The following is a 13267-nucleotide window of genomic DNA, read 5'->3' on the forward strand; positions in this document are numbered from 1 at the left end:
TCGGATAGAGGGCTTCAATACTGTTCAGCAGTCTATCAGAAGGCATTGGAGGATAACGGTATGGTGCCGTCGATGACAGATGGTTATGATTGCTATCAGAATGCACTGGCAGAGAGAGTTAACGGGATACTCAAGCAGGAGTTTCTACTGTATCGATGTAAAACGTTTATTGAATTGAAAGTGTTGGTGGCTGAGTCAATCGCTATCTATAACCAAATGAGGCCGCACTTGAGCCTTGGCATGAAAACGCCAGAAGAGGTGCATAAAAAAAGCGGCTGCCTAGGGCAACCGCTTCTATCAAAAACCGTCAACGTATTTTAGGACGGGACACAAAGAATACTTATTGAGCGCTATCCATCATGTACTGGATAGAAGCTTGCAGCTCGTCATCTGAACATGCAGCACATGTGCCACGTGGAGGCATTGCATTGATGCCGCTGATAGCAGTTTTCAATAACGCATCGATACCTTTAGCGCCGCGGTCAGCCCAGTCGCTAGTACCGTATTTAGGAGCACCTGCAACACCAATTGAATGGCACGCTGCACAGCTAGCGTTGTAAACGTCTTCACCAGAACGTGCGCCACCCGATGCTGCCGCTACGACTGCGCCACCACAAGAGTCATCACCTTCTACACATACATTACCAAGTGGCTTGATACGCTCAGCAATTTTTTCATCAGAAGTGTTAGCACCAACCGAAGTTGATAGCGCAACGCTTAAACCCAGAATACTTAGAACAGAAGCAATTTTAGCAGTCAATTTCACAGTGGTGACCTCATTACAGTTACGATAGATGCAATAACTAAAGCATCAAGATAATTAATTCGGTCAGAATTATACCGGCAAAAGGCCTTCACGAAAATGGGGTTTCTCTGCACCTTATGGCTTATATCAAGCTTTAAGCGACTTTAATTTGTAGCTTTTTATGGTTTTAGTCGATATCGAGAGACAAATAACGCTATTTATTGGTGTGTATTGGAAAAGATTTAAGTTTGGTGGGTTTAAGGAAGAAATACGAAATATATAAATATGAAGGTACGAATAAGTCCTAAATGGTTGATATAAAAAGCTACTAATCGATCTAAGTTCTTGGCAAAAGGCTAATACCCCCGTATTATTATCGCCTTGAAATCTTCAAGGTTTCTTGCGCCAGTAGCTCAGTTGGATAGAGTAGTAGGTTCCGATCCTATTGGTCGGGGGTTCGACTCCCTCCTGGCGCACCACTTTTATATTGTGGCTAATTGCATGATTCCTTTCGGAATTACTACCCCATCCACCCGAGCTAATGGCGCAAGCCTAATAGTTTTCAGGGGCAAAATAGGGGGTTGGTCACAGTGCCGGTATAGCTCAGCTGGTAGAGCAACTGACTTGTAATCAGTAGGTCCCGAGTTCGACTCTTGGTGCCGGCACCACTTCTTATTATATCTTCCTCGTTCAAATGGCAGTGAATTGTAGCCGAAACACCTAAAAACCTCTTACGTGATTACTTAGTTGAGACTCAGATGCAATTTTTCAAAGGCTTCTCGGTTCAATTCTTCCCGAAAATCGGGGTGTGCGATATTGATTAAGTCCTTCGTGCGTTCGCGCAAGCTACGGCCCCGTAAGCTGACGACTCCGTACTCAGTAGCAATATAGTGTACATGAGCTCGTGTTGTTACTACGCCTGCACCAGCGCTAAGGGTTGTAGTGATTCGGGATATGCTTCCACCTGCAGCGGTTGAAGGTAAGGCGATTACGCCACGCCCACCTTCTGACAAGGATGCGCCGCGAACAAAGTCTATCTGCCCGCCAAAGCCGGAGTAGATTTTTGTACCCATTGAATCTGCACAAACCTGACCGGTTAAATCGACTTGGATGGCGCTATTGATCGACATTGCTTGAGGGTTGCGCTGAATGCTCCGCATGTCGTTCACATATTCGGTATCTAAGAATTGCACAGTAGAATTATCATCTACAAAGTCATAAAGCTTCTGGCTTCCAATAACAAAGCTAGTGACAATTTTTCCGGGGTGATTTTTTTTATAAGCACCAGTGATCACTCCTTTTTCAACAAGTGGAAGAATACCGTCTGAAAACATTTCGGTATGAACCCCCAGATCCTTTCTGTCACCTAAGCAGGCAAGTACGGCATCAGGAATGGCTCCGATACCCGTTTGAATGCAGTCACGGTCCTGTACAAGCGCTGCTACATTTTGCCCGATTGAGTTATAAACATCGTTTTGAGAGGCCGGAGCATGGCAGCTTATCGGTACAGACTCTTCGTACACAGTGTGAAAGCTTTTATAAGTGATGAGACCATCCCCGTGTGTGCGCGGCATTTGAGGGTTGATATGAGCAATGATTTTACCGGCTTTCTCTAATGCAGCATGAGTAGCCTCAACCGACACACCCAGTGAGCAGTTACCATGCTTATCGGGTGGGCTAACCTGAATAATTGCGGTATCTATCCGTTGTTCTCCGCTACGAATAAGCTTTGGCACTTCTGCTAATAGTATAGGGACATAATCTGCATCACCGTTTTGAACAGCCTTACGAGTTACAGCACTGACAAAATAACAACGACAGCGAAGATGGCCGCGTAGTTGCGGAGCTACCATTAATGCTGCGCCATCACCCTCCGTATGTAGCTGCAATAAAGTTAAGTTACGGCACGACAAAGCATGTTTAGCTAAGCCTTTAAGCAATACAGTGGGCGTTGCTGCCATGTTATGCGTCCAGATAGCTTCATTATCCTTAATTGATGAAACCGCATCTTCAGAGTTATTGGCAATTTTAGGGGGCATTTTCGACTCCATTAAGGGGATACACGTATTATAGTTGGCTTTATATCGTTTTACTGTAGTCAATCCATTTGAGTTACGATGCAGGCTCAATAGTTATCAGGGATGTTACAGGCGAATGGTCACAGTGCTGTATAGCTCAGCTGGAAGAGCAACTGACTTGTCATCAGTAGGTCCCGAGTTTGACTCTTGGTGCCTGCACCAAGCGTTAAATCGAGCGCTCGTACGCAGAGCTTGAATCACTTTGCGTACAAGTCACTAAAGCGAACACAGAAGGAGTGTTTTATTACCATGCTGTTGAAGGTTACCCATTGATGCAAAATAAAGTAGATCTATTCACTTATCCGTGAGGTTTTGATGGTAATGGTGGTGGCTTATTGTTGTACTCAGGCATTCTAGGGCAGTTTGGTCTGAAAGAAGATCAAGCCTTAGCTAGCTTGTGATTAAAGGTCATCAGACATGCGATAGAGCGGTATTTGTAACGGTGTACAAGGCACTGTCTTTGATGCCTTCAAGGAGAATACGGCCCGTCAGCAGCTACTAATGGTTTGGACCCCGCTTGTATGAAGTTAATGTTGATGGTTTCGGTCACGCAGAAGGCTACTTTTTAACAAACGTTGTGGTATTACCCGTGCTGCAATCGACATGGAAATTGATGTTATTAATCTAATGCTAGTTAAAGATTTTTGGTTGTTAATAGAGGGTATGATTTTTTCTGGGGCATTATTTTCCTTATCTTTTAACATCGGTTTGCAGTGTGTCTTGATGATTGTTTAGTAATGATTTTATGTTCACCATAGCTCTTGTAGTTATATAGTTAATATTCTTGAGTTTGGGGTTGGATTTAATAAAAATCCCTATATATTTCAACAGATAATGTTTGCTATATTGCATCGTCGCTTTGAGTTGGATCTTGAAGGGCATATATGAATATGAATATGAATAGCAAAAAGATTGTTAGTGCAGTGGCTTTGGCATGTACTGTTGTAGTTTCCGCTCCTTCAGCGTTTGCTGATAGTGCAAAAGCACCAGGAACAGGACCAAACCCATTTACTGATTGTGGTATTGGTGGTGCGTTATTCGAAAACACTCATTGGGCGGCAGTGTCTTCAAACGTTATTTGGGATCTGGGTACTACAGCGGTTATTTCTGCAACTGCGAGCCCGGAAACGTGTTCAGCACAAAATATGCAAGCAGCTCAATTTATTCTTGAGTCATATAAAGGCTTGGTAGAAGAAACAGCTAAAGGCACAGGTGAAAATTTAGCTGCGATGCTAGATATTTATGAATGCGAGCAAGGCCAAGCAAGTACTGTTATCGGTGCAGTTCGTGCTGATATGGCTAAGCAAGTAGGATCAGAAGGGTACATTAGTCAATCTAATGTCGAGAAAGCATCTGCGTACTATGACTCTGTTAGTGCTGCTGCTAAGGTTTGCTCTGCTTAATTAGTTACTTCGCTTCACTGAATAGTCATATTCAGCGAAGCGATTAAGCTCTTCTGTTTTTCGAACATACAAGAATTCTTTCATGTTGCCACGTATTGTTTGTATTTTAGTCTGCTCCTTTTTTTCTGTTGTACAGGCATCTGAATCTAAGCTAGATACTGCATTCGTAAAAGCTTTAGCAAAGGATTCAATGTGGATTAAGTTGGCTCATTATGAGCTAAATTCTGCATCTGAATCTGGTTTTTTGGGTGCAATCAATAGTAAAGATTTTTATCTGTCGGAGAATGGAAAAGAAAATCCTTTATCGGAGCTAAGAGAAACTATAGCTTCTCTCTACGCAGAAGAAACAGAAGGAAATATACATGCTCAGTGCCAGTTTCCAGCGAGATATTTATGGTTGAAAAAACGCTTGCGAGGTTACGTTTCTCTGCCTAAAAGCGTTGATTGCCCTGAATTTCATAAGTGGGCTAATAATGGTTCATTTAAATCAATCAGTGTGGTTTATGTTACGGGATACTTGGGTAATCCTGCATCTTTTTATGGACATACTTTTTTAAAATTCAACTCTGAAAATGGCAAATCATATTCATTAGATAAAACTATAAATTATGGAGCCGTTGTTCCTGATTCGGAAAATCCCGTCACCTATATATATAAGGGAATATTTGGAGGTTATACGGGAGGGTTTAGTGAAATAGGATATTATTTTCATAAGAATAATTATGGAGATAATGAGCTAAGAGATATGTGGGAATATGAGCTGAGCATTAGCTCAGAGGACGCTAACTTAATTGCTGCTCATGCTTGGGAAATATTAAAGAAGGAGTATACGTACTTCTTTTTCAAAAAAAATTGTGCATATCGCATGGCGGAATTAGTTGAGCTTGCTAATGATGTAAAAATAATTAATTCAAAACCTGTTACTATTCCTCAGTCACTTATAACAGCTATCTATAATGCCAAGGTTAAAGATGAGCCTTTGGTTAAAGCTGTTGTTTACCATCCTTCACGGCAATCAAAACTATACGATAAGTACTTATCGCTGTCCTCTAATGAGAAAGCGCTGGTTCATACTATTGTTAATGATCATAAGCAACTTGCTACTGAACAGTATGAAAATAGAGCAGTAGAGTCGAAACATAAGGTTGTTGATACACTGCTTGATTATTTACAGTTTGCTCGTAGCCCAGATGAGCGGGCAAACAATATAGTGACTCCTTTCTATAGAGAAGTTCTATTAGAGCGCTATAGATTACCTTTAGGTGAGAGTAAGAGTAAAGAAAGAGTTGCGTCTCCTCCACACCAAGGGCGCTCGCCTAGCTTAATACAAGTTGGAGTAACCCATAACTCTGTTCATGGAGTGGGTTATATTTTTGCATTAAGGCCTGCTTATTATGATGTGTTAGATGCAGATAAAAGTCATGTAGCAGACTCCGTGTTATCTATGGGTAGTATTGAAGTATTGGCCCAATATAACTCTTTGAAACTTCGCCGTTTCTCTTTAATTAACCTTGAAAGCGTTAATGCAGCAGTGACAGGGTTGCCCGGTGATAATGGAAATAGCTGGCGTATACAGGCGTTGTTGGAACCTTTAGATCTTAGTTGTCAGGATTGTTTGACGCTGAAAGCGAAAGCCTATTATGGTTATTCAAAAAGAATATCCTCAGAGTTTTTGTTTGGTGGGTATTTAGGTGGATTTTTACAAGATAATGTAAGGAGAAGCGGTAATATAGGTGTTGTCTCTAGAGTGTTTTCAAATATTTCTGTAAGCAAGGACTTTAATGCGAGTGTTTTTGTAGAGTCGTTAAAGCCCATTGATAGGGATGCTAAAACTCAGTATAAATACGGTGTTGAAATACGCGAAAGAATATCCAAAAATTCAGATGTAAGATTGTTTTACACAAACGATCAAGCAGAAGAAGTTTCAATGAAGTTTGGCTTTTATTTTTAAGAACTAAAACAAATAACGGTGTATCAGACTGTTAGATAGAGAGTAAATACAGTTGAATAAACATAGGGTATGCTCTTAAGTTGATGGAGCAACAAGCGCTCTATCAGCTGATAAATAGGAGCTTTGCTTATGAGTACCTCAAAAGGTATGCCGTTGAACCCACTTGATTCAGAAGAGCAGCGGGTGATTTTACTCAAGGGAACCGAAAGACCTTTTACGGGTGAGTATAATGACTTTTCAGAAGTCGGTAAATTTGTTTGCAAACAGTGTAATGCAGCGCTTTATCTCTCAACGGATAAGTTTTCTTCTGGATGCGGCTGGCCTAGTTTTGACGATGAAATTAAAGGGGCTGTGAAGCGAGTATCTGATGCTGATGGTCGTCGTACAGAGATCGTGTGTGCTAATTGTGATGGGCATTTAGGGCATGTTTTTGAAGGGGAGCAGATGACAGATAAAAATACTCGTCATTGTGTGAATTCTATCTCTATCAAATTTGTTAAAGCGTAACGTTGTGAGTGTAAATACAGTTGGTCGTTTATTAAGCCGCCACCTCAAGAATATTAAGCCGGGGAGTTTGGACTGGATTGGCCTGCGCCCTGAGCGAAAAATGGATATGCAAGAGGTATCACAAGTTGAGGCTATTGCTGAAATGGGTCTTGCCGGAGATCGAAGATGCAATGGTACTCCGGGTTCGGCACGACAGGTTACCTTGATCAACAGTGAACATATGGAAGTAGTCGCTAAGTTGATGGGGTTTGAGTCTATAGATGCCTGTCTATTACGCCGTAATTTGGTGGTGTCTGGTATTAACCTAATGGCGCTTCGTCATCAGCGTTTTCGTATTGGCGAGGTAGAGTTTGAAGCAACAGCTCAATGCCACCCTTGTTTACGTATGGAGCAAGCACTTGGTCAAGGTGGAGTAGCGGCGATGCTTGGTCACGGTGGTATTTGTGCCAAGATTACTCAGGGAGGAGTTATTGCTGTGGGTGATGAAGTGGTCAAATTATAGTGTGAGCCTGATACGGAGCTGTTCTTCATTTTTCTCAATACCAGCGCCTTACGACGTTATTCGGGTTTAGGGGTATCTGCATAAAAACTGAAAGAGCGTAAAGGGGTGCTTTTGGCGTGATACATCGCTTCATCAGCATTTTGTAATAGCTGTTCGGCTATTCTCGAGTCTGAGGGGAAAAGGCTAATGCCAATGCTAGCTGAAAGGTTTATGTTCACTTCTTTAAGGACGAAAGGCTGTTCTATGCAGCGTGTTAGTTTCTCTGCAACGACCTGAGCCTGGCTGTTATCTGCAATATCTATCAACGCTATAAATTCATCCCCTCCCATTCTTGATAAGGTATCAACTTTACGCATGCTATCTTGCAGTCTTTTTGCGACGGCTATCAGTATGTTGTCGCCTTCAAAGTGACCATGTAGATCGTTTACTGGTTTAAAGTTGTCTAGATCGATAAAAAGCACTGCAATTTGCCGGCGTTGTCTTTCTGCACGAATAATGGCGCTTTCCAGTTTAGTTTTTAAGAGAAGACGATTAGGTAATCCAGTAAGGTGGTCGTGATAGGCTTGAGTTAATAGTTCTCTTTCGCGTGCTTTATGTAAGCGGTTGTCTCTTAGAATGATCACGAATTTTTCGACTTGTTGATCGTTATCCAAAACAGCATTTAAGGTTGCAAGAAATGGCGCTTGGTCTTGTGAGGTTATCTCGCCATGCCAGCTTAGTTCTGAACGGATAATTTTCTCTAGTGTGGGTGGCACATTGGAGCAGTAAAAAAGTTCGGTGATTAATAAGCGCTTGCCTGTGATGACTTTAGGAAAACGTTCTTTTGCGGCTAGGTTTGCTGACAATATTTCACCTACGTTCGATAAAATAAAACAGCAATCTGATGTGGTTTCAAAAACAAGGGCTGCCAGCTGTAACTTGTGTTCGATTTCTCGTTCCCGCGTGACATCATGACCGATGCCCATAATGCCTTCTACATCACCTGTATCATTGAGTAGTGGTAGTTTTAGCATGTCGACTAAGCGACGTTGCCCATCGTTATAGGTAACCGGCTCATCGCACCTAAGTTCTTGGCCGCTGCTTTTAACTTCAGCATCTCTTGCTTTCACGTATGCTGCTGAGGGCTTGGACATCAGGTCATTGTCCGTTTTACCAATGATCTTCTCTGAAGATGTATCGAGTAAAGCCTCAAAGCTTTTGTTACAGCGTTGGTAAACGCCTAACTTATCTTTAACGAAGATAAAGTCAGGAATCGCATCAATGATGGTGCTTAATAAGTATTTTTCTTTTTCTAGTGCCGCTTGAGTCTGCTTTAGAACGGTAATGTCTCTTGCGACTACGGCTATGCCTCTACCTGAGACTAGTTTTCCCGTATAAAGTGTATGGCGGCTATCAAGAAATCGTAGCTCTCCGCATTGGTTATGCCTCCAAAACTGGAGGTGCACTTCTTCTCCCGCTAAAGCCCGATCAAGGTTAGGCTTTATAACTTGCCTAAATATTTCTTGTCCGTGAAGCTCCGCAGCACTTTTACCAATAATATCTTTGGTCTGCATTCCAAAAAATAAGGAATATCCATAACTTACAGCAACATAGCAGTAGTTGTGATCTACGATTGATATGAGGTCTTCTAATGCCTCTAAAACAGAGCTCATTTCAGAAGCAGTATTGAATTCGTTCAAGTCGTTTGTTGAATGTATGCCAGTGCCGACACTATCTTTCTTTTTCATACCAGCAGTGTAGCCCATCGGTGTTAAAAAATAGAAATCTTTAAAACGTTACTCTTTGATTTATATTAGGCTTTTCTTATGTATTGGTGTCTTGATATCGATCAAGTCCCTTTGCGCGGTGCTTCTATACCCTGCGTCATTATGTCGCACTACTGATGTGCAGATTAACGGGTTAGGACGTTCGATGAACAGATATATAAAGCGATGGATTGTTACGCTGGTGGCTTTTTTCATGATGGCTGCTACTGCATATGGAATGGTTCCGGTATCACAAGAACAGCAGTTGGAGTTAATTCGAACTGCATTTCCTGATGCGACCAACATCAGTGATAAGACTCAGATTCCAGAAGGTACTGCAATAATCCGTACAGTAACTCAAGGTGAGCAGGTGTTGGGTTATGCTTTTGAATCTGATGATGTGGTTGATATTGCCGCCTATTCTGGTAAGCCTATTGAAATGCTGGTGGCAATTGATACTGAAGGTAACTTTAAGCTATCCACTGTTCTTGAGCATCATGAACCTATCCTGCTGGTGGGTATTCCTGAGCATACCTTGTTTGATTTTGCCGCCCAATACTTACCTCTGAAGTTAACCGACAGGGTAAAAGTGGGTGCGGCAAATAATAGTGATGTTATTAGCTTGGATGCTATCTCGGGTGCAACGGTAACCGTTATGGTTGTTAATGAGACAGTCATGCGTGCTGCCCGAAAAGTGGCTCAGCAGTTAGGTCTGCTGGGGATGTCTGAGCAAGCGAAAATTCCACCTTCAACAATTAATGCTGATGTATTCACAAAAGCTGATTGGATGACTCTCACGGGTGATGGTTCAATTCGTCATTTGTCATTAACGCGCGGTGATATTAACGAAGCGTTTAAAGGCACAGCTGCTGAAAAAGATATTTCAGGTAAAGGGCAGCACCAACAAGAAGCTTTTATAGACCTTTTTTATGCGCCTGTGAACATTCCGACTATTGGTCGTAATTTGCTAGGTGACAGCGAATATAAATGGTTAATGGGTGAGATTAAACCCGGTGACCAAGTTATTGCTGTCATGGGTGAAGGGCGTTACTCCTTTAAAGGTAATGGCTATGTACGTGGCGGAATTTTCGACCGTTTTCAAATACAGCAATTAGATAAAGTTATTAGTTTTCACGACTCTGATTTTTACCGTCTGAATGATGTCTTTATTGAAGGTTTTCCAGGTTTTTCTGAGATGGCTCTGTTCATTGTGCGCGCACAGTATGAGTTTGATATAGGAACGCCGTGGCAGGTTGAGTTATTAGTGCGTCGCCAAGTAGGTGCGTTAGATAGCGTCTTTACGAGCTTTTTTGGTGATTACATGACGCTGGATAATTACATCACGCGTCCAGAGCCTGTAATTGAAGAAGAACCTAAACCGTTATGGGTGTCTGTGTGGGAAGGTAAAGCATTTCAAATTACCGTGCTAAGTATCAGCTTAGTACTACTAACCATAATCATTTTCCTACAGGATTGGTTGGTTCGCTATCCTCGGCTACTGCGTAATATTCGCCATGTATTCCTGACTTATACCGTGTTCTTTATCGGGTGGTACACGCTAGGCCAGCTATCTATCGTTAATGTCTTTACTTTTGTGCATGCTGCTATGGGTAAGTTCCAGTGGGATGTGTTTTTACTCGACCCAATGCTGTTTATTCTTTGGGGCTTTGTCGCTATGACACTAGTGCTCTGGGGACGTGGAATATTTTGCGGCTGGTTGTGCCCGTTTGGTGCATTACAGGAGCTGATTAATGAGATAGCGCGCGCTGTAAAGATTAAACAGTACGAGCTTCCCTTCGCCGTTCATGAGCGTCTTTGGGCCATTAAATACATCATTTTACTGTTGTTGTTTGCTGTGTCGCTGGAATCCCTGAGTGAAGCTGAACGTTATGCAGAAATAGAGCCTTTTAAAACATCCATCATGTTGAAGTTCCAGCGTGAGTGGGGCTACGTTCTTTATGCGGGTGTTTTGCTGTTCGTTTCTATATTTACCCGCAAAGTGTACTGCCGTTATATCTGCCCTCTTGGTGCTGCGCTAGCCATTCCTTCACGTCTGAGGTTGTTTGATTGGCTGTATCGTCGTAAGGAGTGTGGCCAGCCCTGCAAGCTATGTGCGAATGAATGTGAGATTCAGGCGATTCACCCTGACGGTACTATCAATGCTAACGAATGCCACCACTGTTTGGATTGCCAAATGACTTACCACAGCTCTGATAAATGTCCTCCATTAGTGGTTAAAAAACGTAAGGCCCGTAAAGCGAACAAAGCAATACCGACTGCAAACCAGATACCGAGTATAGACATCACTGATCCAGTGAAAAACTGATCAATGAATTAATAAACATCGAAAAATAATGATTTCGGAGAAGATAAATGATTGATCCTAAAGATAAAGATCTACCAGCGATTGATACTGAAGACCGTCATGCCAGTGAGCATGTAAAGCTAAGCCGTCGTCTTTTCCTAGGTGGCTCTGCTGCTTTAGTGGGAGCTGCTGGTGTTGGTTTTGGTTCAGCAATGATGCCTTCTGTAGCTAATGCTTCTTCAGGCACTAAACACACAGTAGGACCAGGTGAGCTTGATACATACTACGGTTTTTGGAGTGGTGGCCATCAGGGTGAAGTCCGTGTTTTAGGCTTGCCTTCAATGCGTGAGCTTATGCGTATCCCCGTTTTTAACGTTGATAGTGCTACCGGCTGGGGTATTACCAATGAGTCTAAAGCTGTTCTAGGTGAAAATGCACCATTGAACGGTGACTGTCACCACCCTCATATGTCCATGACTGATGGCCAATATGATGGTAAGTATCTGTTTATCAACGATAAGGCAAACACACGTGTTGCTCGTATCCGTGCTGATATCATGAAAACGGATAAGATCACTACTGTACCTAACTGCCAAGCGATTCACGGCTTGCGTGTACAGAAAGTCCCGTTTACTAAATATGTATTCGCTAACGCTGAATTCCGTATGCCACACCCTAACAATGGCACCAATATGGATGACATTGAAGGTTACTACACCATGTTCAATGGCTTGAATGCTGAGACTATGGAAGTTGATTGGCAGATTATCGTAGATGGTAACCTAGATAACACTGATGCTGATTACACCGGTAAGTATGCGTTCTCTACGTGCTACAACTCTGAGGGTGCAGTTGATCTAGCCGGTTCAATGCGTAATGAGCGTGATCACCTAGTTATCTTTAATATCGAGCGCATCGAAGCTGCTGTAAAAGCAGGAAAATTCGAGACGCTAGGCGATTCTAAAGTACCTGTGTTGGATGGCCGTAAAGGTTCTGAGCTTACTCGTTATGTTCCTGTTGCTAAAAACCCGCATGGTATCAATACCGCGCCAGGTGGTAAGTATGCAGTTGCGAATGGTAAGTTATCGCCAACAGTTACTGTGTTCCAGCTAGATAAGTTTGATGCACTGTTTGCTGATGAAATTAAACCGCGTGATACGGTAGTCGCTGAAGTTGAGTTAGGACTTGGGCCATTGCATACCGCGTTCGACGGTAAGGGCAACGCCTTTACTACCTTGTTTATCGATAGCCAGATTTGTAAGTGGAATATCGACAAAGCAATTGCTGCTTATAACGGTGAAAAAGTTAACTACATCGTGCAGAAGTTGGATGTTCATTATCAGCCAGGTCATAACCATACAACGATGGGTGAAACCCGTGATGCGGATGGCCAATATCTGGTTTCTCTACAGAAATTCTCAAAAGACCGTTTCTTGCCATGCGGCCCATTACATCCAGAGAACGATCAGCTGATCGATATCTCCGGTGATGAGATGGTGTTGATTCATGACGGCCCAGCCTTTGCTGAACCGCATGACTGTATGATGGTTCACCGTTCAAAAGTGAAAACTCGTAAGCTGTATGACCGTAAAGATCCTACTTTCGCTATGACTGTTGATATGGCTAAGAAAGACGGCGTGACGCTTGAAACTGACAATAAAGTTATTCGTGACGGTAATAAAGTTCGCGTTTATATGACATCAGTTGCGCCAAGCTACGGCATGGATCAGTTCACTGTGAAGCAAGGTGATGAAGTGACAGTCGTCATTACTAACTTGGATCAGATCGAAGATGTATCGCATGGTTTCTGTATGGTAAACCATGGCGTGCAGATGGAGATTAGTCCGCAGCAAACAGCCTCTGTTACCTTTATGGCTAACGATGTTGGCGTGCATTGGTACTACTGTAACTGGTTCTGCCATGCACTACATATGGAAATGCGTGGTCGCATGTTGGTTGAAAAGGCTTAATCCAACAAGCGGGAAATCTAATTTTCTCGCTATATCAACAGGAGCCAGCCGTTTAACGTCT

Annotated in this window: 10 protein-coding genes and 2 tRNA genes; 9 read left to right on the forward strand and 3 right to left on the reverse strand. The window is 42.6% G+C overall.

Annotated elements, in window-relative coordinates:
- Positions 1–321: integrase core domain-containing protein (locus tag G511_RS21400; RefSeq protein WP_036550769.1), on the forward strand; the 321-nt coding region annotated here is incomplete at its 5' end.
- A gap of 19 nt (positions 322–340) precedes the next feature.
- On the opposite strand, the gene G511_RS0100010 is transcribed toward G511_RS21400, so the two are convergent.
- Positions 341–766: a c-type cytochrome gene (locus G511_RS0100010; RefSeq protein ID WP_425411377.1), complete on the reverse strand. Its 426-nt coding sequence runs from the start codon at positions 764–766 to the stop codon at positions 341–343.
- 381 nt (positions 767–1147) lie between these two features.
- Between G511_RS0100010 and G511_RS0100015 the strand changes: the two genes are divergently transcribed.
- A tRNA-Arg gene (locus G511_RS0100015) sits at positions 1148–1224 on the forward strand.
- Positions 1225–1337: 113 nt separating this feature from the next.
- A tRNA-Thr gene (locus G511_RS0100020) sits at positions 1338–1413 on the forward strand.
- Positions 1414–1488: 75 nt separating this feature from the next.
- Here the strand turns inward: G511_RS0100020 and G511_RS0100025 are convergent.
- Complete coding sequence (locus tag G511_RS0100025) at positions 1489–2784, reverse strand: acetyl-CoA hydrolase/transferase family protein (RefSeq protein WP_028467778.1); 1296 nt, start codon at positions 2782–2784, stop codon at positions 1489–1491.
- A 935-nt stretch (positions 2785–3719) separates the two neighbouring features.
- On the opposite strand from G511_RS0100025, the gene G511_RS0100040 reads away from it, so the two are divergent.
- From G511_RS0100040 to G511_RS0100060, 4 genes are all read left to right on the forward strand, one after another.
- Positions 3720–4226: a DUF3015 family protein gene (locus G511_RS0100040; protein WP_028467779.1), complete on the forward strand. Its 507-nt coding sequence runs from the start codon at positions 3720–3722 to the stop codon at positions 4224–4226.
- Positions 4227–4308: 82 nt separating this feature from the next.
- A complete protein-coding gene (locus G511_RS0100050) occupies positions 4309–6177 on the forward strand; it encodes an Lnb N-terminal periplasmic domain-containing protein (RefSeq protein WP_028467780.1) in 1869 nt (622 codons plus the stop codon).
- A gap of 129 nt (positions 6178–6306) precedes the next feature.
- Positions 6307–6684, forward strand: a complete 378-nt coding sequence (locus G511_RS0100055) for a methionine-R-sulfoxide reductase (RefSeq protein WP_028467781.1) — start codon at positions 6307–6309, stop codon at positions 6682–6684.
- A 4-nt stretch (positions 6685–6688) separates the two neighbouring features.
- On the forward strand, positions 6689–7186 hold the full coding sequence (locus G511_RS0100060) for an MOSC domain-containing protein (RefSeq protein ID WP_028467782.1): 498 nt from the start codon (positions 6689–6691) through the stop codon (positions 7184–7186).
- 56 nt (positions 7187–7242) lie between these two features.
- Here G511_RS0100060 and G511_RS0100065 read toward each other — a convergent pair whose 3' ends face one another.
- Positions 7243–8913: a sensor domain-containing protein gene (locus G511_RS0100065; protein WP_169565698.1), complete on the reverse strand. Its 1671-nt coding sequence runs from the start codon at positions 8911–8913 to the stop codon at positions 7243–7245.
- 184 nt (positions 8914–9097) lie between these two features.
- Between G511_RS0100065 and nosR the strand changes: the two genes are divergently transcribed.
- Both nosR and nosZ read left to right on the forward strand, forming a co-directional pair.
- Complete coding sequence (gene nosR / locus G511_RS0100070; RefSeq protein ID WP_028467784.1) at positions 9098–11257, forward strand: transcriptional regulator NosR; 2160 nt, start codon at positions 9098–9100, stop codon at positions 11255–11257.
- 47 nt (positions 11258–11304) lie between these two features.
- Positions 11305–13206, forward strand: coding sequence for a TAT-dependent nitrous-oxide reductase (nosZ, locus tag G511_RS0100075; RefSeq protein WP_028467785.1), 1902 nt, complete (start codon positions 11305–11307; stop codon positions 13204–13206).
- Positions 13207–13267: the final 61 nt, after the last annotated feature.

The organism is Neptunomonas japonica DSM 18939 (assembly GCF_000422765.1).
Lineage (GTDB): Bacteria > Pseudomonadota > Gammaproteobacteria > Pseudomonadales > Balneatricaceae > Neptunomonas > Neptunomonas japonica.